Consider the following 20,554-nt stretch of genomic DNA (forward strand, 5'->3'; position numbering starts at 1 on the left):
CACAGAATAATACAGAGAGACAACATGAAAAAAAGTCTGGTTTTTTTACTCGCAGCAGGCAGTTTCTGGGTTAACAGTGCGTTTGCCGACACGCCGTCTGAAGTGCGCATCGCGTATAGCGGTGGCTCCCAGGTTTTAATGCTGGCAAAAGCTGACGGGTCACTGGATAAAGCATTAAACAGTAAAGTGAAGTGGGTGCAATTTGCGTCAGGAGCTGATGCTTTAACCTACTTCGCCAGCAATGCGATTGATATTGCCAACTTCGGATCCAGCCCGGCAACCGCAGGTATTGTAAGAAAACTGCCGGTCGAAATTATTGGTGTTTCCGGCGTCATTGCCAGCTATGAGCGGTTGATTGGTAAAGAGGGGATTAACGGAATTAAGGATATCGAAGGCAAACGCGTGGCGTATCCGCCAAACTCCACCGCGCAATATGCGCTGGAAGCCGCGATCACCGTTAATAAACTGGATCGTAGCAAAATAACTCTGCTGCCGTTACGTCCGGCAGAGATGGTGGCGGCGTGGAAACGTGGCGATATTGATGCGGGTTATGTATGGGCGCCTTTTGCGCAGGAGCTGGAATCAGCAGGGGGCCATCAGGTCTTTGCCACTAAAGAACTGCAAAAAGCAGGCTATCTCATTTACAACAACTATGTTGTCCGTAAGTCCTTTGCGGAACAATATCCCCAGGTGGTAACCGCCTTCCTGCGCGTGCATCAGGAAAAAGTCAACGAGTTCAAAAAGGATCCGGAACGCGCTTCCGCGATTGTTGCAAAAGAAGTCGGCGCGCCGCAAACGACGGCGGCTAACACACTGAATGGTCTGGAATATCCGACATTAGCTGAGCAGAGTACGCCATCCTGGTTGGGGAACGGTACGGATACCAGCGATAGCGGTATTGGAAAAGCGCTGAGCAAAACGGCGAACTTCCTTGCCGGAATTGGTGAAATCCGGCAGCGCGATATCCCGACAAACTGGAACAGCGCCATCAATGCCCACTACATTCAAGATGCGGCGGTGTCCGGACAATGAAATTGAGTCAACATATCGCTATCAGCGTGGTATCGGTGGCGGTTTTCTTTTTGCTCTGGCAAACGGCGGCGACAAGGCAGTGGGTGGACCCACTGCTGCTCCCCTCGCTGACGGATATTGGTTTAACCGCGCGTGAGTTACTTGAAGATGGCTATCGGCAGGTACCGCTGTGGCAACATATCGCTGTCAGTCTGGCCCGCGCATTGAGCGCCTTTGCGCTGGCTATTGCGATTGGCATCCCGCTGGGATTATTGATGGGTCTTTCAGACACGCTGGCTGCCGTCCTTAACCCGTTTGTGCAGTTTCTCCGTCCGTTGCCCAAAATCGCGCTGATTCCGCTGGCAGTGGTGTGGCTGGGAATTGGCGAGTCGTCAAAATTCTTTTTGATATTTATCGCGACGTTTTTGAGTGTAGTTGTCGGCGCGTCGGCCGCCGTAGAGCGAATTGGGCGCTCGCGAATTCGCGTGGCACAAACGCTGGGCGCGACGCGTCGGCAGATCTTTATGCGTGTGGTATTGCCTGATGCGCTGCCGGATCTTTTTACCACGGTCAGGCTCTCGATTGGTATTGGCTGGACGTCGCTGATTGCGGCGGAAATGGTGGCTGCCAGTTCAGGGCTTGGCTGGATGGTAGTGAACGCCAGCGCCTATCTGCGCACGGATATTGTCATGCTGGGTATTCTGCTGTTGGGCGGGATTGGATATCTGCTCGATTTATTGATCCTGGGGTTGCAGCGCGTGGCTGTTCCCTGGGCGGGGAAAGAATAATGAGTTCTATCTCACTTGAAAACGTGTCACTTGCCTTTGCGGCCAGGCCGAATCCTGTCACGGTTCTTGACGATATCTCCCTCACCCTGAAAAAAGGGGAGTTTGTGGTATTGCTGGGGCCATCAGGCTGTGGGAAATCGACCATTCTTAATCTGGTTGCGGGGTTTACTCGTCCTGATAAAGGTACGGTGAAAGCCGCGGGGAAAAAGGTGACGCAACCGGGTCCGGATCGCGGCATGATCTTTCAGCAGGCAAACTTGTTCCCGTGGCTGTCTGTGCTGGAAAACGTCACCTTTGGCCCGCGTTTAGGTAAATATAATAAAGAGGACGTGAATAATCAGGCGATCAACTGGCTATCCCGCGTGGGATTAAAGGGGTTTGAGCATCATGCGCCCTGGCAGCTTTCTGGTGGGATGAAGCAACGTGTCGCGTTGGCTCGCGCCTGGCTGCCTGAGCCGGACGTTTTGTTACTGGACGAACCCTTTGGTGCGCTGGATGCACAAACGCGATTAATGATGCAGGAACTGCTCCGCGACGCCTGGCTGAAAACGGAAACGACGTTATTGTTTGTCACTCACGATGTGGAAGAGGCGCTGTTTCTGGCTGACCGTATTCTGGTCATGTCGGCCAAGCCGGGGCGAATTGTCGAAGAGATTGTGTTGCCGTTTACCCGCGAGAGGAATATCGAAACGCTGGCAGAACACCCGCAGTACAATGAAATTAAACACCGTGTTCTGCATCGAGTGCGCACGGAAGCAAAGCGACATATGGCGGCCTCGCTTCAGTGATCTCCTCTGAGCCTGCGCATGCAGGCTCATTCTCCCGTATGTCTTTACAGGCGAATCACAAACACCGGCACGCGTGCATGGCGTAAGATCCCCGAGGCTTCAGACCCCAGCAGATGCGACTGCTTTGCCGGATTGCGCGAACCAATCACCACCACATCCGCTTTCAGCTCATCCGCCAGCGTCGCGACGGCGTCACGCACTTTCCCGTTACGAATATGGTGATGAATACGGTTCTGTGGAAATGAGAGACTTCTTGCCAGCTGGGCCATTTTCTCTTCGCTGGCGCACTGCAGGTACTGCTGCATTTTCTTCGCGTCGGCGATAAAACCACGCGTGAGCATCGGTGAGAATTCCGGCAGCACATGCAGAAGATGAATATCACCGCCGGCTTTCTCGGCCAGATATTGCGCGTGTGCTAAGGCGTTGTCGGCGAGGTCGGACTCAAAGACATCAACAGGAACCAGAATCGTTTTATACATAGTTGAAATCCCTTCATATCAATCATTTGCTGAAACAATCTTTATTGTGGATAACAACGCATGAAGGGGCCAGCGAGCGCGGTCACTGATTAAGAAATATCGACAAATCAGATGGTTAATTTACAGTTTGTGACTGGCGCTTGCCCGGCCTACAAGGCTGAAGATCCGGTAGGCCTGATAAGCGAAGCGCATCAGGCATCTGCGCCATCTTCTTGCCGGGGGCGCTGCGCTTGCCCGGCCTACAAGGGTTGAAGATCCGGTAGGCCTGATAAGCGAAGCGCATCAGGCATCTGCGCCGTCTTCTTGCCGGGGGCGCTGCGCTTGCCCGGCCTACAAGGGCTGAAGATCCCGTAGGCCTGATAAGCGAAGCGCATCAGGCGTTATGGCACAGTCCTACAGCTTGTTCAGCCGCTGAACGCTAATGTTGTCCAGCTTGCCGTCTAATATTTCCAGAAAGTCATCGTGATACGGCATGGCGACGTGTTTTTTCAAATCGTCCTCAGACTTCCAGCGCTCAATAAACACAAATGACACCGCGCCTTCCACCGCCAGATTACGCACGTCCGGAATGGCGCGGCTTTCGTGCAAATCATATTGCAGGCAACCCGCTTCCAGCTGCGTTGGGCCAACCATCGCCTGCGCGGCGGTGCGGATGGTATCGACATACTCTTTGCGCGGGGTCAGGGTGGCGACAATTTTCACTTCACTCATAGTGATATCCTTTTGTTATCAATGTTTTTAAAAGCCCAATCATTGAGCGTAGTGGTGAAATGACGGTTGTGCCAGCACAGCTCGCCGCCTGAATGCGCCAGATTTAATTCTCCGGCGGCAAGGCGTGAAGGATCCGCTGTGCCTCGGCGGTGCTCAGAGGGTAATCAAAGAAATGTTGATAGAACGCTCGCGTTCTCGCCACCATGTCGATTTCAGGAAATAGCTCAGGGTGCAGTTTCATCGCCGCCCACTGAAGTTGCAGTGCGCTTTCAGTACCGTAGCGATCCCACGGGAAAACGCCCGCCGGATTCTGCCAGACGTTACCCCTTTTGACGGCCTTCACATCGGCAAAAAGCTGCGCATAGCGGGAATGAGCAATATCACCTGCGCCCGCGCCAATAATGATGATCTCAGGCTGCCAGAGAAGCACTTTCTCCGGCGAAACCTCCTTCATATTGCCCTTTATCTCTGCCGCGACATTACGCCCGCCCGCTAGGTTTATCCAGGTATCGATAAGTGTATTGCTACCGTCCACTTTTAAGGGGTTAAACGACTGAATATGCAGTACGCGTGGACGTTGCGCGTCGGTAAGTTTGGCGGTTTTCGCTGCAATCGCGGCCAGCGTATCGGTCAGATAATGGTTGTACGCGGCGGCGCGCGTCCGGGCGCTTTCGTTGCCAAGAGCCGTTGCTGTGTTGCTAACGGACGTCATGAGCGAGGGATAATCGGTAAACGCCATCGCCAGCGTCGGGATGGCGGCCTGGCGATAAACCGATAAATCGGCGTTGCCCTTAGCGACAAACAGCACATCCACTTTGCGGGCAATCAGGCTTTCCGGGTTAAAGGTGGTGCCATGGACCTGCAACGCCTGATTCAGCGAAGGATTAATTTTAAACATCCACGGCTGGCTTTTGGGATGGTTTACGGTGGCAACAATCTGCTTGCCTGCGCCCAGCGTCATCAATACCGAGTGATGGGCAAACCAGCCGTCGGCGATGGCATGCACCTGGTCGGGAAGGGTGACGGTGTTTCCGGCGTCATCCACCGCCTGGCGGTTAGCCAGAACGGGGAAGGCCAGCCAGGCGCAGAGCGCCCAGGCATGACGTCGTTTCATTCAGACTCCTTAGAAATCGATCTGCATAGACAGCTGTGCCTGTCGCGGTGCGCCCAGCTGTGCGCTGGCGGTGCCCGCGCCGGTATACCCCGTCAACGCGCCAGGGACAATATTGGTCCAGTAGTGGCGATTGGTGACGTTAGTAATATCGAAGCGGAAAGTAGTCGGCGTGCCAAACAGGCGCGTCGCGTAACTGCTGCCGACATCCACGGTGGTATAACTGCCCACCCAACTGTCGTTCGCGTTATCGGTCGCCCGGCGTCCGACATAATGCACGTTGGTATCCACATCCAGCCCTTTCACCTGCTCAATGCTGTAAATCGCCAGCATATTGGCGGTGAAGCGCGGCAGGCCGACTACCCGTTTGCCATCCGCGCTTTCATCGGAGGTGTCGTGCAGTTTAGGATCAAGCCAGGTGGTACCGCCAAACAGGCGTAGATTGGGCGTGACGTGGCCGTCTGCCATCAGCTCCAGCCCACGGTTTTTCTGTTTGCCATCCTGCGCAAACTCACCCGCTTCATTGGTATACGCGAAGGGACGTTTGGCTTCGAAGATCGCAGCCGAGAGCAGCAGATCTTTGACTGGCGCGTATTTCACGCCCGCTTCAACCTGATGGCTACGATACGGGTCGAGGATCTGCCCGGCATTTTCCGCCCCGGCTGGGGCCGTATCGCCTTGTTGCATGCTATCCGCCCAGGTGGTGTAGAGGGTGATATTGTCGATGGGTTTATACATCAGACTGACGGAGCCGCTGCCGCCCTGGTCTTTTTTGTCGCTGGTCTGTTTCCCGGTTTTGTTGTAGTTGCTGACGGTAAACAGGTTTTCACTGCCGGAGAGCAGCAGGCTCCACTGGGGCGTGAAGTGCAGGGTGTCACTCAGCAGGAAAGCGTGCTGTGTGGTGCTGGCGGAGTGATAGCGATGGTTAAAATCAGGGTACGGCGGGCGAGGGAAGGTCGGATTTTCACTCAGCGAGGATTGACCCAGCGTGAAATTGCCCCCGGCGACCGGGTTGAAGTTTTTCCACACGAAGCCGCGCACACCGGTGGTGATATCCTGAGTTAACCAGCCCGTATCAACGCTACCGCTCAGGTTCGCCATATAGCTGTTGATGGTGAAACGACTGGCGGCGGAGTTGGCCGTGGTGGTGGTGTAGTGACCGTGATTATCCGTGAGCGTATTGGTCACGGTCGTGGATTCGCGATCCGCTATCTGACGCAGCACGCCGACATCCAGTAGCCAGTTGCCGTCAAAGTCATGCTTCAGGTGCATGCTGGCGGTGGTGGTCTCGTCATCGTTCCCGGCATAGGACTGACCATACTTGCTGTCGGTGGGGTTAAATGCCGACGGGAAATGCACCCCTTTGGCGAGGGCAAAATTACCCGGCAAGCCCTTGTCGTAATAGTGGTAGTAACTGAAATTGCTCTCCAGCACCGTTTTATCGCTGAGCTGGAAGTCCAGACCCAGGCCAACATATTGACGACGTTTATGACTTCCTGCCGTATAGCCGCGCCCGTCTTCATTCAACATATTCAGGCGATATTTTACCCGGTCGCCGTCGTCAATCGGGCCGCTAAAGTCCATCGAGGTTAACGCGCCGCTGCCGGTTCCGCCGCCAATCGTCACGCGATGTAAAGGCGTATCGGTCGGACGTTTGCTGACCAGGTTGAACATCCCCGCCGGGTTGGCGGGCCCATAGAGTGAACCGGCCAGCCCGCTCAGCACTTCCACGCGCTGAAATTGCTCAGCCGGGTATTCCGTGGTGGAGACAGCATTCAGGCCGTCAATCATACTGTTTTGTACCACGCTGCCCTGCATCCCACGCGTTTGCGGGCGCACGCCATCGCCCTGCACTGAAGGCATATAGCGATAGACATCTTTCACACTTTTCAACTGCTGCTGTTCAATGACGGGAGAGGAGAGTGTCTGTACGTTCCACGGCACATCAATCAATTCGCGCTTGCCAAGGTTGCCGAGCGTGGCCTGCTTTTCAGCGGCGGGGGGTTCTTGTTCCAGGCTTGCCGGGGCGTTGGTGGCAGACACCACCATGGTATCTTCTGCGTGAGGGGTTTGTGCCAGGCTCAGGCAGGAAAACGTCAATAAGCCCGTCGCGAGAGGGGCGATTTTTTTATCAAACATAATCATCTTTAAAGCAAAAGTTCAGAATGGAGCGGGCAAGCGCACCGCCGTCGTCGTCAGGGAACAGTCTGGAATTATTTGTGTGATGAATAGAATGCGCGCCATTCGCTATATATGTCAATATATAACGAATGAATAATCCCTGAGGGGTAGCCGCTTATCTTTGCTTAAATCGCAAAAATCATTTGCCGCTATGCCCCTTAATGCAATGCGACAGCAGCGTTATCCTGCCGTCAGTGACATTAACCGGGAGAACCTCAATGTCTGACTCAATATTCGATTCCTTTGCTTTTGGCGACACAACGCTTGCGAACCGCATTGCGATGGCGCCGATGACCCGTTCCCGCACCTCTCAGCCGGGCGATGTGCCGAATGCGATGATGGCGACCTACTATCAGCAGCGCGCCGATGCCGGATTGATCATCACCGAAGGAACGCCCATTTCTGCCGTGGCGCGGGGTTACTCCATGACGCCGGGCATCTATACGCAAGCGCATATCGACGGCTGGAAAAAAGTCACTCAGGCTATCCACGCTGCGGGCAGCAAAGTCTTTGTTCAGCTCTGGCACGTCGGGCGTCGTAGCCATTCGAGCATCGCGGGCGAGCAGCCGGTCTCAGCTTCTGCACTGAAAGATCCGGACCAGGTATTTGGCCCGCTGCCGGAAGGCGGCTTTGGCATGATTGAAACGCAAATGCCGCGCGCCATGACCCAGCAGGATATCGATAACACCATTGCTGACTTTGTGCAGGCGGCTCGTAATGCGCTGGAAGCGGGCTTCGATGGTGTAGAGATCCACGCGGCCCACGGTTATTTATTTGATACTTTCCTGCGCACTTCCAGCAATCAGCGTACCGACCAGTACGGCGGCAGTCAGGAAAACCGGATGCGTTTCCTGCTGGAAACCTTACAGGCGGTGAGCGATGAAATTGGCGGACATCGCGTTGCGGTGCGCGTGTCGCCGCACGTCATGGAAGGGTTTGCCGAAAGCGACCCGGAAATTGTGGAAGTGGTGCTGAAAGCGCTGGAAAAAATGACGCCAATGAAGCTTGCCTACGTGCACTTCTCGGAGAATATTTCCCGTCATGTTGAGGTGCCGGAAACGTTCCGTCAGCAGGTGCGTAAAGTGTGTGATTTGCCGGTCATGGTTGCCGGGAAACTGACGCCAGAAAGCGCCCAGCAGATGCTGGATAAAGGCTATGCCGACCTGTTTGCCTTTGGCACGCCGTATGTCACCAACCCGGATCTGGCAACCCGATTCCGTCGCGGCTGGCCGCTGGAAGGATTTGACGCCGACGCACGGCTGACGCTTTACGGTGGCGACCAGCACGGCTATATCGACTACCCGACTTACTCTGCATAAACATTTCCCCGCGCTTTCCCGCGCGGGGTATTTCATTACGCCCCAAATCCATGCAATGCACCGCTTTGGTTCCCCAAACTGGTGTTGCTAACATTATAAATATCCCATCTTGCTGATTTAACGCCCCTTTTTTTCTGGCATGCGGATTGCAGCATCACAGGCAGAAGGCAGCGTAAGACAATCTGGCATCAATGGCTGGCTAGGGTTCCGGTTCACGAAGGTGAGCGTCAGGTCCGAGAGCTGGCGACCTCGACGAGGTTACACGGCGGGACAAAAGCCCGGGAGACAGCAGCACCATAGGGTGTCGCGCTGCCCCCACTTTTTTGTGCCAAACCGAGGTCCATGATGAAGAGATTGCCGTTTGTTCGCTCACTTGCTCTAACGCTTGCGCTGTTCGCCTGCGCCCCCTCATTTGCCGCCGTCAAAAAAGAGTTCAATATCTGCTGGACAATCTACGCAGGCTGGATGCCCTGGGGCACCATCAGCAACGAAAAAATCATTGATAAATGGGCCAGCAAATATGGCATCAAAATCAATATCGTCCAGCTTAACGATTACATCGAATCCATAAATCAGTACACCGCGGGCCAGTTTGACGGCTGCACCATGACCAACATGGATGCGCTGACGATTCCCGCCGCAGGCGGCGTTGATACCACGGCGCTGATTACCGGTAGCTACTCTGACGGCAATGACGGTGTGGTGCTGAAAGGTGCGGATAAAAAGCTCAGCGACCTGAAAGGCCTGTCGGTGTATCTCCCTGAGCTATCGGTTTCCCATTACCTGCTGGTGCGCGGGCTGGAAAAAGCGGGGCTGGCGGAGCGAGACGTGAAGGTGGTCAACACCTCGGATGCGGATATCGTCTCGGCATTTTCTACCGCTAACGTGCGCGCTGCCGTGGCGTGGAATCCGCAGCTTTCCGTGATTAAGCAAACGCCGCAAACCACGGAAGTGTTTAGCTCTTCGCAGGTGCCGGGTGAACTGATTGACATGCTGGTGGTGAACAGTGAAACCCTGCATGACAACCCGGCGCTGGGTAAAGCCTTGACCGGCGCATGGTTTGAAATGATGGCAAAAATGCAGGCGGGCGATAAGCAGGCTCTCAGCGCAATGGCGGCCGATTCTGGCACCGATCTCGCCGGTTATCAGGCACAACTCAAAACCACCCATCTCTTCTGGACGCCCGCCGATGCGCTGGCTTTCATCACCGCACCTGAGCTTGCAAAAACCATGCAGCGCGTGGCGCAGTTCTCTTTTGACAAAGGTTTATTGGGCGAAGGCGCGGCGAGCGCCGATTTCATCGGCATGGCGTTCCCTGGTAATGCCACCTCAGGCGATACCGCTAACACCAAACTGCGCTTTGATGACCGCTATCTGAAGATGGCCGTTGCAGGCCAACTGTGATAATTGACGACGGGAGCCTTCGCCATGCGCCAGATTAACCGCCACCCCCAGCACGGCATGCGAATCATGTTAATGCTGCTGCCCTTTGTGCTGCTGATTGCCGCCTGGTTTGTCGGCTCGACCCTGCGTCTGGAGGCCAACCCGCACGACAAACTGTTGCCGGGCCTGTCGCAAATGCTGTCGGCCATCGACCGGATGGCCTTCACGCCGGATCGCCGCAGCGGTGAGTATTTGCTGTGGGCCGATACGCTCATTAGCCTGACGCGTTTGCTGCTTGGGCTGGCGATTGCGTCACTGATTGGGCTCAGTATCGGGATTACCGCGGGCGTTTTCCCGATGTATAGCGCGGCGCTGTCACCGCTGATGACCGTGCTTTCTATGGTCCCGCCGCTGGCAATCCTGCCGATTCTGTTCATCGTCTTTGGCCTTGATGAGCTCTCCAAAGTGATGCTTATCGTGATTGGCATCACGCCGATGCTGGCGCGCGACCTCGAACAGCGGGCGAAAGAGATCCCGGCGGAGCTGTTCATCAAGGCGCAGACGCTCGGTGCCAATAGCTGGACGGTTGTGCTGCGGGTGGTTTTGCCGCAGTTGCTTTCCCGGTTAATTACCTCACTGCGCTTAATGCTTGGTTCGGCATGGTTGTTTCTGATTTCAGCGGAAGCCATTTCCGCCACCGCCGGTCTGGGCTATCGCATTTTCCTGGTTCGTCGCTATATGGCGATGGACGTCATTATTCCCTACGTCATCTGGATAACCCTGCTGGCGTGGCTGATGGACCTGGCATTACGCCAGTTGCACAAACGCTGCTTCCCATGGGCGGAAGGGGGCCGGGCATGAGTTTTATCGAGGTGAACAATATCTGGCAGGAATATGGCGACCACGTCGTGCTGGAACGCATCAACCTGACGGTGAAAGAGGGCGAGTTTTGTTCAATGGTCGGCGCATCTGGCTGCGGAAAATCGACCTTTTTACGCCTGCTGTTGGGCCAGGAGCGCCCCAGCCGTGGCGAAATTTTGTTGGATGGCAAACCGCTGCCCGGTGAACCCGGCAGCAGTCGGGGCGTGGTATTCCAGCGCTATTCCGTTTTTCCGCATCTCAATGTGCTGGATAACGTAGCCGTTGGGCTGGAACTCCCGGCGTCGCCGTTGCTGGGCCGACTGTTTGGCGCACGCAAACGCGCAGCACGTGAACAGGCCGCGCAGATGCTGGAAAAAGTTGGTTTGAGCCATGCGCTGGATAAATATCCGGCACAACTGTCGGGCGGCATGCAGCAGCGTCTCGCCATCGCCCAGGCGTTCATTATGCAGCCGCGCGTCCTGCTGCTGGATGAACCCTTTGGCGCACTGGACCCCGGCATTCGCAAAGATATGCACGCGCTGCTGCTGGCGCTATGGCGCGAAACGGGGATGACTGTGTTTATGGTCACTCATGATCTGACGGAAGGTTTCAACCTTGGCACCCGTTTGCTGGTGTTTGACAAAGTGCGCATCGACCCGCAGGCCCCCAACGCCTACGGCGCGCGGATAACCTACGACATTCCGCTCAATGAATCGCGGTTGTCGCAGCGTCAGGCGACCGGGACCGACCACAACGTATTTCCCTTAAGGAGAGAATCTGATGAAGCCATTACTTCACACCACATCGAGCCTGCGTGAAGAACAGGTGCCAGGCGGCGGGCAGGCGTCGTTTATTCTGCGGCGCGGGCAGATCCTGCGTCTGACCGATATCGACGGCAATGCCAACGTCAGCATGATGATGCTCAACCCGCACGAGAAAAGCGAACGGCTCAATCTGCCCGATACCCTGAAAGGGCAGCATACCGCGCGTCTTACTACCGGGCACTGTTTCTATTCTGATATGGGGCGCGTGCTCGCGGGTATTGTTGCGGATACCTGCGGCTGGCATGACCCTTTTGGCGGCGTGTTAAATGCGCAGGAAACCGCGGAAAAGTATGGTACCGGGCGCTATCAGGAACTGCGCAACGCCTTTTATCGTAACGGCGTCGATAACCTGCTGGTGGAGTTGGGAAAATGGGATCTTGGTCTGGAAGATTTGCTGATGGTGGTGAATTTCTTCAGCAAAGTGACCGTGGACGAAAATGGCGACTTCCATTTTGTGAGTGGGCACTCGCAGGCGGGTAATTATGTCGAACTTTTCGCTCCGATGGATGTGCTGATCGTCCTGACCGCATTGCCGCATCCGCAAAACCCCGACACAGATTATGCGCCGCGTCCGGTTCAACTGAGCTGGTACCAGGCTTGCGATGAGCAGGCTGCAACAGCCGCGCTGTTCACGCGCGATGAAAATCAGCGCGCGTTTTTGAATACGCAACTTTTCACCCGTTAAGGAGCCTGTGATGACAACGACAACCAGCCCACGCCATCCGCAAGACGCGGTGTTCCGCCACGTGATCCCGGCGGGCGAGCCCTATTTGTTTGAAGTGAAAAAAGGACAGACCTTACGCTTGCTCGATCTCGAAGGTAATCAGGCTATCGACACCCTGTTCTACAACGCGGATAACCCGCGTGAACGCTATGACGTGCAACGGACGTTGCGCCGCCAGGGGAATGCCTATTTGACCACCGGCAGCGTGCTTTACTCCAACCTAGGCAACCCGTTGTTAACGATAGTGGCGGATACCTGTGGGCGTCATGACACCCTTGGCGGCGCTTGTGCTCAGGAAAGTAATACCGTGCGCTATTCGCTGGACAAACGTTACATGCACAGCTGTCGCGATAACTTTCTGTGCGCCTGCCTGCACGATGGTCGACTGCATAAGCGCGATATCAGCGCCAACATCAACTTCTTTATGAACGTGCCGGTGACCCCTGAAGGGGGGTTGACCTTCGAAGACGGTATCTCGGGGGCTGGTAAGTATGTGGAGCTGTTTGCTGAATGCAACGCGATGGTGCTTATCTCCAACTGCCCGCAGCTTAACAACCCGTGCAACGGCTGGAACCCAACGCCTGCCGAGGTATTGGTATGGAACTGACCCGCTGGCAACGCTGGCGCAAGGTGATTTTTCGTCTGTTTGCCGCCCGTGCCGATCGCCTGAATCACACGCCGACGCCGAAAGCGTAAGCGCGTGCACCCTGAGGACGACCTCAGGGGAATGACTTTATCGCGGGACGACCCGCCAGAATTGAGTCATCACTATGTTCACAAAACTCCTCATTGCCAATCGCGGGGCTATCGCCTGTCGAATTTTACGTACGTTGCGCGCTATGCAAATTAAGGGCGTGGCGGTCTATTCTGAGGCTGACCTCAGCAGCCTGCATATCCGTGACGCCGATGAGGCGATAAGCCTTGGCGAAGGCCCGGCGGCACAAACTTATCTGGTTATCGACAACATTATCGCCGCCGCCAAAAGCAGCGGCGCCAGCGCCATTCATCCCGGTTACGGTTTTCTGTCGGAAAATGCGGCCTTTGCCGAAGCCTGCGAGGCCGCCGGACTGGCATTCGTGGGCCCGACGCCTGAGCAACTGCGTACTTTTGGTCTGAAGCACACCGCCCGTGCGCTGGCGAAAGCACAGGGCGTGCCGATGCTGGAAGGAACGGAACTGCTGGCGGATGCGCAGGAAGCCTGCCAGCAGGCCGCATTGATAGGATATCCGGTGATGCTGAAAAGTACGGCGGGCGGCGGCGGTATCGGGATGCGTGTGTGCCGTGATGCGCGGGAACTTAGCGAGTCGTTCGACGCCGTCGCGCGTCTGGGGCAGAACAACTTTAGCGACGCCGGCGTCTTTCTGGAAAAGTACATTGAACGCGCCCGTCATCTGGAAGTGCAGATTTTTGGCGACGGAAAAGGTGATGTCATCGCGCTCGGCGTGCGCGACTGCTCGGTTCAGCGTCGTAACCAGAAAGTGATTGAAGAAACGCCCGCGCCGAATCTGCCGGACGGGATGAGCGAAGCGCTGTGTGAGGCTGCCATTGCTCTTGGAAAAGCGGTGAACTACCGCAGTGCGGGTACGGTGGAGTTTGTGTATGACAGCCTCGCTGCGCAGTTCTATTTCCTCGAAGTGAATACCCGTTTGCAGGTGGAGCACGGCGTCACTGAACAAGTTTGGGGCGTGGATTTGGTACGCTGGATGATTGAACTGGCCGCCGGGGAACTCCCTCCCTTATCAACGCTGTCTGCCGGGTTAACGCCGCGCGGCCACGCCATTCAGGCGCGTATCTATGCTGAAGATCCGGGTCGTCAGTTTCAGCCATCTCCGGGTTTATTGACCGACGTCGCCTTCCCGTCTGCTGATGGTGTGACGCTGCGTATTGACCGCTGGATTGAAGCCGGATGTGAAGTGCCGCCGTTCTTCGACCCGATGCTGGCTAAAATGATTAGCTGGCGTGATAACCGGGCAGAGGCGATAACGGCCCTGATCAACGCGCTTGCCGAAACGCGTTTATATGGGGTTGAAACCAATCGCCTTTATCTTCAACAAATTCTGACGTTTGAACCGTTTAGTAAAGGCGAACCCTGGACCCGCTGCCTGGAGGCGTTGCACTATCAGGCGGACACCGTTGAGGTGGTGAGCGCCGGAACACAAACCAGCGTGCAGGATTATCCGGGGCGACTGGGCTACTGGGCCGTCGGCGTACCGCCCTCAGGCCCAATGGATAACCGGGCGCTGCGTCTGGGCAATCGCCTGCTCGGTAACCCGGAAGGGGAAGCCGCGCTGGAGATAACCCTCAGCGGCCCCACCCTGAAATTTAATACGGCGGCGGTGGCGGTTGTCTGCGGCGCGACAATTCCCGTAACGCTTGATGGCATAGCGCAGGTGATGAACCGAACGTTCACCATCCCCGCCGGATCGACGCTGAAAATCGGCGAAATCACGGGGGCTGGCGTGCGAAGCTACTTATGTTTGCGCGGCGGCATCCAGGTACCAATGTATCTCGGCAGCAAAAGTACCTTTACCCTCGGCCAGTTCGGCGGGCATGCCGGACGTGCGTTGCGCGCGGGCGATGTGCTGCATCTGAGCGATTGCCACGACGCACAGCAGGCGACGCTGCCCGCATCGCTGGAAACGGACTTGCCGGATGTGCGCACGCTGCGGGTGATCTACGGCCCGCACGGGGCGCCGGAATTCTTTGCCGAAAGCTACATTGACACCTTCTTCACCACCGACTGGGAAGTGCACTTTAACTCCAGCCGAACGGGGGTGCGATTGATCGGCCCGAAACCCCTTTGGGCACGCGAGAGCGGTGGCGAAGCGGGGCTGCATCCATCGAATATTCACGATAATCCGTATGCGGTGGGCGCGGTTGATTTTACCGGCGATATGCCCGTCATTCTTGGGCCGGATGGCCCGAGTCTGGGCGGGTTTGTTTGCCCGGTCACCGTTATCGAAGCCGATCTCTGGCAGCTAGGTCAGCTAAAGGCGGGAGACAAAATACGTTTTGTTCCTGTCAGCCTGAAAACCGCGCGTCAGCTTGCGCAGTCGCAGGAGGGTGAGATAGAGACGCTGCAAGCCATCACAAACGAATGGCAGCCTGCCGCGTTAAACTCGCCGATCGTGATGAACTGCGGTGAGGGTGACAAGCGGTTGATTGCGCGGGTATCGGGCGACACGCATTTGCTGCTGGAAGCCGGGGAACCGGAGCTGGATCTGGTGCTGCGTTTTCGCATTCACGCCCTGATGCAGGCGCTGGAGCGCGCATCGCGGCCTGGTGTTGTTGACCTGACGCCAGGCATTCGATCTTTACAGGTGCATTTTAAGCCGGAAATGCTGGCGCTTGATGCGTTGCTGGCGTGGGTGCGCGATGAATGGCATTCCGTTTGCGGCAGTGACGATCTACAGGTGCCCACGCGGGTGGTGCATCTTCCGCTCTCATGGGATGACCCGGCCTGCCGCAAGGCGATTGATAAATACATGACCACCGTGCGTCCGGATGCGCCCTGGTGCCCGAGCAACCTCGAATTTATTCGTCGGATTAACAATCTGCCTGATGAGCAGGCGGTCTGGGATACGGTGTTTGACGCCGGCTATCTGGTGATGGGGTTAGGGGATGTCTATCTGGGTGCGCCGGTGGCCACGCCGCTTGATCCTCGCCATCGGCTGGTAACCACCAAATACAACCCGGCGCGAACCTGGACTGCGGAAAACTCGGTAGGCATCGGCGGGGCTTACCTCTGCGTGTATGGCATGGAGGGGCCGGGCGGTTATCAGTTTGTCGGACGAACCCTTCAAATGTGGAATCGCTATCATCACGTCGCCGATTTCGACGGCAAGCCGTGGCTGCTGCGCTTTTTTGACCAGATTCGCTTCTATCCCGTTTCGGGGGAGGAGTTGCTGCAAATCCGGCGTGATTTTCCGCTCGGTCGCTATCCGTTACGCATTGAACACGGCACGCTGCGGCTTGCGGAGTATCAGCAGTTTCTTGATCGTGAAGCGCAAGAGATAGGCGCGTTTCGAGAGCATCAGCAGCGGGCGTTTAACGAGGAGCGTGACCGCTGGATCGCCAGCGGACAGGCGCATTTCGACAGTCAGGAGAGCGTGGGGCAAGAAGACGCAGATGCGCCACTCCTGATGGGGGAGCAGGGGGTGGAGAGCCCCATCTCCGGGAATCTCTGGCAGGTGCAGGCCGCCGCAGGTAGCCGCGTGCGTGCAGGCGATGTGCTGGTAATTCTGGAGTCGATGAAAATGGAGATCCCGCTGCTGGCACCGTGTGATGGCGTGATCCAGCATCTGAGCGTGCAACCCGGTTCGTCAGTACGCGCCGGGCAGCGGGTTGCTGTGATTCTGGAGGAAGTCGCCTGACCGTCACGTTCGGGCTGCGGTATCACTCAGATGCCGCAGTAGTTCTTCAATCACCGGATTCTCCAGCGCCTGCATGGCATAGCAAATCCCGACCCGGCGTAGTAGCGGATAGCCGGGAAGGGGCAATGAAGCCAGCGCACAGCGCGCATCAACCAGCGGGGCAGGCGCAATTGTCAGGCCATAGCCCGCTTCCACTAAATCCAGTGCCAGCGTAAAGCTCCCCGCATTTGCGGCGGGCTGGCTGGCGTTGGCGCCGTAAAAGGGCAGAAAACGCTGGTGCGAATCGTGGCCTGGCAGCATCACCCAGGGTGAATCGTGCAACTGTTCAATGGTCAAATTGGATGTGTGGCTAAGCGGATGATTGAGCGGTAAAGCCAGCACGTAATGCTCTTCATACAACGGAATAAACAGCTCGTCTTCGCAGCGCAGACTCTCACAGGCCAGCCGAATGTCGCCCGTACAGCCGGGGTCTAACGTCAGCAGTACATCCGGCAGCGCCTGTCTTGCCCGTTCCAGTACGCGAGTAAGATGAGCAGAAGCGACATCTTGTTCAATCCCGAGCGTTAGCGGCGTTTTATCGTGACGTTTACGAAAGCGTGAGGCCAGCGCCGCCATGTCACTTACCATGCGTCGGGCGTGAGGATAGAGCACGCGTGCGTCGTCGGTCACATCCACACCACGTGTTCTGCGAATAAACAGCGGAGTGCCTAAATCGTCCTCCAGCGCCTTGATGGTGGCGGATAACGCGGGCTGTGTCAGACTTAACTGCTGAGCGGCGCGGGTGATGTTGCGTTCTTCGAAGACGCAGATAAAAGCTTTGAGCTGGCGCTTATCCATAGAAATTTATTATGACGGTGAAAGAAATAAACCATTTTTCACCAAATCTGCGGCGATTTAAAGTAGCGGCATGACGATAGTCATCATTTTTATTTATGAGGAATTGCCATGAGTACTGCATCTAAACCGTTAATCGTGATCACTGGCGCAAGCTCCGGCATCGGCCTTGCCACGGCCAAACTGCTCTCTGCTAAAGGTCACGCGTTACTGCTGCTGGCGCGTCGTGTAGAACGTATGACGGCGCTTAATCTGCCGAATACGTTGTGCCGCGCGCTGGATGTGACGGACCGTGCGGCATTCAGCGCGGTGATTAAAGAAGCGGAAGCGCAGTTTGGCCCGGTGGATGCGCTGGTCAATAACGCCGGAGTGATGCTGCTGGGTAACATTGAACAGCAGGACCCGAATGAATGGGATCGGATGCTGGATGTGAATGTGAAAGGGCTGCTAAACGGTGTGCATGCGGTTACGGAAGGGATGATTGCGCGCAAAGCGGGCACCATCATTAACATCAGTTCCGTTGCCGGGCGTAAAACCTTCCCCAATCACGTGGTGTATGTCGGCACAAAATTTGCCGTACACGGTATGTCAGAAAACCTGCGTGAAGAACTGTCGCCGCATAATGTGCGCGTGGTGGTGATTGCGCCGGGCGCGGTGGAAACTGAACTGCTAAGCCACACGACCAGCGATGAAATCAAAACCGGTTATCAGGCCTGGAAAGAGGATATGGGCGGAAAAGTGCTGAGCCCGGAAGATGTGGCGAACGCCATCGACTTTGCCTATTCTCAGCCGCAGTACGTCTGCATTCGCGAAATTGTGCTGGCCGCGACTCGTCAGGGCGCGTGACAGAACAACGGCCTGATAGCGCGTTGCGCATCAGGCCATTTGCGTTACTGCAGATTTCCGGCAGTCAAATTTTCTGCATCAAAAGCATGGCTGACATCGATATGATTCTGTCCAACCGAGGTATCGATGTTTGAGCCCGCTTCAACGCGGGTATTGTCGGCAGCCAGCGCGTTGGCGGATAACACAGAAGCCAGTGACAGCGTCGCGATAACGGCAAGCGATTTGATAGATTTCATGATGAGACTCCTTGCTACAACCAGAGGGTAAGTAGGTTGTTGTTTTGATAACCCTAAGGATAAAGTGTGACGGCGATCATGAAAATCGGAATGTTTTGCGGTTCTTGTTCAAAAAAATAGAATGACTTCAGCTCATCTTTTTCAGCAGAAATTTGACGTCTCTGCCCCACGCGTGTAAAACCCACCTATCTCAATACTCATATTATTTTCCTCACCCGATAGCGATGATTATCGTGGTAGCGTAAAGTATTCCCATGCGCATTATTACATTGATAATTTTTACCGGGTTATTATTAGCGATAATAACCACGCCAGCGACGGTTCATGCCGCCAGTGGTGCAATAAGCTGTGAGTTTTCCGGCGGAAATAGTTTCTCGTTTGGTTCGCTATCAATTGGCTCGACGGCCACGACCACGGCCAGCGCCAAATACACCTGCCACCTTCAGGATTACACGTCTGGGGTTAATCACTATGCGAATATTTGTCTCAGCAGCGAAGATGCGCCCCCCTTTAAAATGCACTCAAACGGTGACAGTGAAGGTAATGTGTATACGCTGCTTTTTCGTGTCTATAACCTGAGCGATCCTGCGCAGGAATTGCAGCAAAGTGATAATTTGATGCAGCAAACCATCATGTTGAACACCAATAATACAACGGTGGGTGGAACCTTTAATCTCAAGGGGATTGTTCCGGCCGGGCAGAATGATATTCCCGCTTATGCCTATTATAACTACAGCATGACGATGCGCATTCGCTGGAACACCGAGACCAGTAAGGATGCGCTGGCATCCTGTCAGTCCGGGCAGGCGCAGAACAGCGCCACCAATGGCGGTAACACGCAAAGTTCTGCGTCCGTTTCGGACAGTTGCGCGATTCAAAGCGTCTCAAATCTGGATTTTGGCCTGCTGGAGGCCTCGACGCTACGCCTGCAAACCACAAAAGCCAGCGCGCAGATTCAGGCGCGATGCCCGCTGGGAACCGCATTTTCCCTGGGTATTGATAACGGCAGTCATGCGAATGGCGATAGCAGGCAGATGTGTAACGGCAGTAACCGTTGCCTGACGTACACGCTTTGGCAGGACAGCTCCGCGTCAATGCCGTGGGGCAATACGGCCAATGTCGATCGCGTGGACGTCTCCAGCGCCAGCGGATCGGCGCAATCATTTGTTGTATACGGTGAGGTGCCCTCCGGGCAAGCGGTGAACGGGGATGGCATATTTAGTGATGACGTGGTGATAACGCTGACGTATTAATGGGGTGACTCATAAAAAAACATCAAATAATCCGTGGTTAATAATTCCTTAATAATATTAATCGGCATATCTGAATAATATTGGATTATTCATCACATGCCGATTTCTTCAACGGGAAACAGGCGTTTTTTTACGAAGGTGTTAAAGGTGTGTGTTTTTATTTGGCACCTTTTTATAACATGCAATCCAATTTGTGCGCATTTTCTTTTTCTGCTTGCCGACGCACTTTCAGATTAATCAAGATATAGCACGAAATTTATTCTGCAATGCCTTAACGCGGAAAAATAGAATTCATAACAAATCAAACTGTCACTCATGGTGATAACCCAATACGGTGCTGTATTATGAATGTGAAGCGAATTTCTCTTATTTTTGCCTTAGTGATGCCAGTGGCGTTGACCGCACATGCGGAAGACGGCAGTACATCGGCAAATATGCATGTCACGCTGGAAGTCCTCAAATCCTGCGCGGTCTCTGCTGAAGATATGAATTTTGGTGAACATGCCTCATCCGAAACAGACGAACTGACGGCCGATTCCACCGTAAAGGTCACCTGTACCAGCGGGACAGAATACAAACTGAATGCAACCAGCGCTAACGGCGGGTCGAATGCCTTTACTCTGGTCTCCGGAAACAGCAGCGTGGCGTATAACCTGTACGCGGACGACGCAAAAACGCAGCAGGTGACCTCGACCACGCCGATAGAAAATATGACCGGCACGGGCAACGAACAAGAGATAACCCTGTACGGCAAGATTGCCAGCGGCGCGCTGGCGCAGGTACCCGCAGGAACGTACGAAGACGATGTCACGTTGCAAGTGACTTACTAACG

At 55.3% G+C, this 20,554-nt stretch carries 19 protein-coding genes and 1 riboswitch; of the genes, 13 read left to right on the forward strand and 6 right to left on the reverse strand.

Going from position 1 to position 20,554, the window contains the following annotated elements:
- Window positions 1-24 precede the first annotated feature (24 nt).
- The 3 genes from AC1MKH_RS09310 to AC1MKH_RS09320 are packed head-to-tail and all read left to right on the forward strand — an operon-like array spanning window position 25 to window position 2,587.
- Complete coding sequence (locus tag AC1MKH_RS09310; RefSeq protein ID WP_276220287.1) at window positions 25-1,032, forward strand: taurine ABC transporter substrate-binding protein; 1,008 nt, start codon at window positions 25-27, stop codon at window positions 1,030-1,032.
- Entirely contained in the window at window positions 1,029-1,799 is a 771-nt protein-coding gene (locus AC1MKH_RS09315) for an ABC transporter permease (RefSeq protein WP_276220286.1), read from the forward strand. Before AC1MKH_RS09310 ends, AC1MKH_RS09315 begins: the two co-directional genes overlap by 4 nt.
- The gene (locus AC1MKH_RS09320; RefSeq protein WP_276220285.1) at window positions 1,799-2,587 is read left to right on the forward strand and encodes an ABC transporter ATP-binding protein; all 789 of its coding nucleotides are present in this window, start codon (window positions 1,799-1,801) and stop codon (window positions 2,585-2,587) included. The genes AC1MKH_RS09315 and AC1MKH_RS09320 overlap by 1 nt, the downstream gene beginning before the upstream one ends.
- A gap of 44 nt (window positions 2,588-2,631) precedes the next feature.
- On the opposite strand, the gene AC1MKH_RS09325 is transcribed toward AC1MKH_RS09320, so the two are convergent.
- The 4 genes from AC1MKH_RS09325 to AC1MKH_RS09340 all read right to left on the reverse strand — a co-directional run bounded on the left by AC1MKH_RS09325 (window position 2,632) and on the right by AC1MKH_RS09340 (window position 7,027).
- Window positions 2,632-3,066 (reverse strand): universal stress protein, encoded by a 435-nt coding sequence (locus tag AC1MKH_RS09325; protein WP_276220284.1) that lies wholly within the window; start codon window positions 3,064-3,066, stop codon window positions 2,632-2,634.
- Window positions 3,067-3,459: 393 nt separating this feature from the next.
- Entirely contained in the window at window positions 3,460-3,777 is a 318-nt protein-coding gene (locus tag AC1MKH_RS09330) for a putative quinol monooxygenase (protein WP_015964967.1), read from the reverse strand.
- Window positions 3,778-3,880: 103 nt separating this feature from the next.
- Window positions 3,881-4,891, reverse strand: a complete 1,011-nt coding sequence (locus tag AC1MKH_RS09335) for an ABC transporter substrate-binding protein (RefSeq protein ID WP_276220283.1) — start codon at window positions 4,889-4,891, stop codon at window positions 3,881-3,883.
- A 9-nt stretch (window positions 4,892-4,900) separates the two neighbouring features.
- Window positions 4,901-7,027 (reverse strand): TonB-dependent receptor, encoded by a 2,127-nt coding sequence (locus AC1MKH_RS09340; RefSeq protein ID WP_276220282.1) that lies wholly within the window; start codon window positions 7,025-7,027, stop codon window positions 4,901-4,903.
- A gap of 260 nt (window positions 7,028-7,287) precedes the next feature.
- Between AC1MKH_RS09340 and AC1MKH_RS09345 the strand changes: the two genes are divergently transcribed.
- The 7 genes from AC1MKH_RS09345 to uca all read left to right on the forward strand — a co-directional run bounded on the left by AC1MKH_RS09345 (window position 7,288) and on the right by uca (window position 16,553).
- Window positions 7,288-8,388: an alkene reductase gene (locus AC1MKH_RS09345; RefSeq protein WP_276220281.1), complete on the forward strand. Its 1,101-nt coding sequence runs from the start codon at window positions 7,288-7,290 to the stop codon at window positions 8,386-8,388.
- Between the two features lie 188 nt (window positions 8,389-8,576).
- A riboswitch (guanidine-I (ykkC/yxkD leader) is annotated at window positions 8,577-8,675 on the forward strand.
- A 58-nt stretch (window positions 8,676-8,733) separates the two neighbouring features.
- Window positions 8,734-9,792 carry a putative urea ABC transporter substrate-binding protein gene (locus tag AC1MKH_RS09350; protein WP_276220355.1) on the forward strand — a complete coding sequence of 353 codons (1,059 nt, stop codon included), beginning with the start codon at window positions 8,734-8,736 and terminating at the stop codon, window positions 9,790-9,792.
- 24 nt (window positions 9,793-9,816) lie between these two features.
- Complete coding sequence (locus tag AC1MKH_RS09355) at window positions 9,817-10,632, forward strand: ABC transporter permease (protein ID WP_015964965.1); 816 nt, start codon at window positions 9,817-9,819, stop codon at window positions 10,630-10,632.
- A complete protein-coding gene (locus AC1MKH_RS09360) occupies window positions 10,629-11,450 on the forward strand; it encodes an ABC transporter ATP-binding protein (protein ID WP_276220280.1) in 822 nt (273 codons plus the stop codon). Before AC1MKH_RS09355 ends, AC1MKH_RS09360 begins: the two co-directional genes overlap by 4 nt.
- Window positions 11,413-12,141 carry an urea amidolyase associated protein UAAP1 gene (locus tag AC1MKH_RS09365; RefSeq protein ID WP_276220279.1) on the forward strand — a complete coding sequence of 243 codons (729 nt, stop codon included), beginning with the start codon at window positions 11,413-11,415 and terminating at the stop codon, window positions 12,139-12,141. The genes AC1MKH_RS09360 and AC1MKH_RS09365 overlap by 38 nt, the downstream gene beginning before the upstream one ends.
- Window positions 12,142-12,151: 10 nt before the next feature.
- Window positions 12,152-12,787 (forward strand): urea amidolyase associated protein UAAP2, encoded by a 636-nt coding sequence (locus AC1MKH_RS09370; RefSeq protein ID WP_276220278.1) that lies wholly within the window; start codon window positions 12,152-12,154, stop codon window positions 12,785-12,787.
- Between the two features lie 163 nt (window positions 12,788-12,950).
- On the forward strand, window positions 12,951-16,553 hold the full coding sequence (uca, locus tag AC1MKH_RS09375) for an urea carboxylase (RefSeq protein ID WP_276220277.1): 3,603 nt from the start codon (window positions 12,951-12,953) through the stop codon (window positions 16,551-16,553).
- 3 nt (window positions 16,554-16,556) lie between these two features.
- Here the strand turns inward: uca and AC1MKH_RS09380 are convergent, their stop codons facing one another.
- The gene (locus AC1MKH_RS09380) at window positions 16,557-17,390 is read right to left on the reverse strand and encodes a LysR family transcriptional regulator (protein ID WP_276220276.1); all 834 of its coding nucleotides are present in this window, start codon (window positions 17,388-17,390) and stop codon (window positions 16,557-16,559) included.
- A gap of 108 nt (window positions 17,391-17,498) precedes the next feature.
- On the opposite strand from AC1MKH_RS09380, the gene AC1MKH_RS09385 reads away from it, so the two are divergent.
- Window positions 17,499-18,233, forward strand: coding sequence for an SDR family oxidoreductase (locus AC1MKH_RS09385; protein WP_149461632.1), 735 nt, complete (start codon window positions 17,499-17,501; stop codon window positions 18,231-18,233).
- Window positions 18,234-18,277: 44 nt separating this feature from the next.
- Here AC1MKH_RS09385 and AC1MKH_RS09390 read toward each other — a convergent pair whose 3' ends face one another.
- Window positions 18,278-18,469, reverse strand: coding sequence for a hypothetical protein (locus AC1MKH_RS09390; protein WP_442961902.1), 192 nt, complete (start codon window positions 18,467-18,469; stop codon window positions 18,278-18,280).
- Window positions 18,470-18,723: 254 nt separating this feature from the next.
- Between AC1MKH_RS09390 and AC1MKH_RS09395 the strand changes: the two genes are divergently transcribed.
- Together AC1MKH_RS09395 and AC1MKH_RS09400 are read left to right on the forward strand one after the other, a co-directional pair.
- Window positions 18,724-19,722, forward strand: a complete 999-nt coding sequence (locus tag AC1MKH_RS09395; RefSeq protein WP_276220275.1) for a Csu type fimbrial protein — start codon at window positions 18,724-18,726, stop codon at window positions 19,720-19,722.
- A 344-nt stretch (window positions 19,723-20,066) separates the two neighbouring features.
- Window positions 20,067-20,552, forward strand: a complete 486-nt coding sequence (locus AC1MKH_RS09400; protein WP_276220274.1) for a Csu type fimbrial protein — start codon at window positions 20,067-20,069, stop codon at window positions 20,550-20,552.
- Window positions 20,553-20,554 lie beyond the last annotated feature (2 nt).

It is taken from the genome of Pseudocitrobacter sp. CD920760 (assembly GCF_057782505.1).

Coding starts and splice junctions, on each gene's coding strand:
- AC1MKH_RS09370 (WP_276220278.1), top strand. CDS start 12,152: ATGACAACGACAACCAGCCCACGCCATCCGCAAGACGCGGTGTTCCGC.
- AC1MKH_RS09400 (WP_276220274.1), top strand. CDS start 20,067: ATGAATGTGAAGCGAATTTCTCTTATTTTTGCCTTAGTGATGCCAGTG.
- AC1MKH_RS09335 (WP_276220283.1), bottom strand. CDS start 4,891: ATGAAACGACGTCATGCCTGGGCGCTCTGCGCCTGGCTGGCCTTCCCC.
- AC1MKH_RS09325 (WP_276220284.1), bottom strand. CDS start 3,066: ATGTATAAAACGATTCTGGTTCCTGTTGATGTCTTTGAGTCCGACCTC.
- AC1MKH_RS09360 (WP_276220280.1), top strand. CDS start 10,629: ATGAGTTTTATCGAGGTGAACAATATCTGGCAGGAATATGGCGACCAC.
- AC1MKH_RS09390 (WP_442961902.1), bottom strand. CDS start 18,469: ATGAAATCTATCAAATCGCTTGCCGTTATCGCGACGCTGTCACTGGCT.
- AC1MKH_RS09315 (WP_276220286.1), top strand. CDS start 1,029: ATGAAATTGAGTCAACATATCGCTATCAGCGTGGTATCGGTGGCGGTT.
- AC1MKH_RS09380 (WP_276220276.1), bottom strand. CDS start 17,390: ATGGATAAGCGCCAGCTCAAAGCTTTTATCTGCGTCTTCGAAGAACGC.
- AC1MKH_RS09320 (WP_276220285.1), top strand. CDS start 1,799: ATGAGTTCTATCTCACTTGAAAACGTGTCACTTGCCTTTGCGGCCAGG.
- AC1MKH_RS09345 (WP_276220281.1), top strand. CDS start 7,288: ATGTCTGACTCAATATTCGATTCCTTTGCTTTTGGCGACACAACGCTT.
- uca (WP_276220277.1), top strand. CDS start 12,951: ATGTTCACAAAACTCCTCATTGCCAATCGCGGGGCTATCGCCTGTCGA.
- AC1MKH_RS09385 (WP_149461632.1), top strand. CDS start 17,499: ATGAGTACTGCATCTAAACCGTTAATCGTGATCACTGGCGCAAGCTCC.
- AC1MKH_RS09330 (WP_015964967.1), bottom strand. CDS start 3,777: ATGAGTGAAGTGAAAATTGTCGCCACCCTGACCCCGCGCAAAGAGTAT.
- AC1MKH_RS09355 (WP_015964965.1), top strand. CDS start 9,817: ATGCGCCAGATTAACCGCCACCCCCAGCACGGCATGCGAATCATGTTA.
- AC1MKH_RS09350 (WP_276220355.1), top strand. CDS start 8,734: ATGAAGAGATTGCCGTTTGTTCGCTCACTTGCTCTAACGCTTGCGCTG.
- AC1MKH_RS09310 (WP_276220287.1), top strand. CDS start 25: ATGAAAAAAAGTCTGGTTTTTTTACTCGCAGCAGGCAGTTTCTGGGTT.
- AC1MKH_RS09340 (WP_276220282.1), bottom strand. CDS start 7,027: ATGTTTGATAAAAAAATCGCCCCTCTCGCGACGGGCTTATTGACGTTT.
- AC1MKH_RS09395 (WP_276220275.1), top strand. CDS start 18,724: ATGCGCATTATTACATTGATAATTTTTACCGGGTTATTATTAGCGATA.
- AC1MKH_RS09365 (WP_276220279.1), top strand. CDS start 11,413: ATGAAGCCATTACTTCACACCACATCGAGCCTGCGTGAAGAACAGGTG.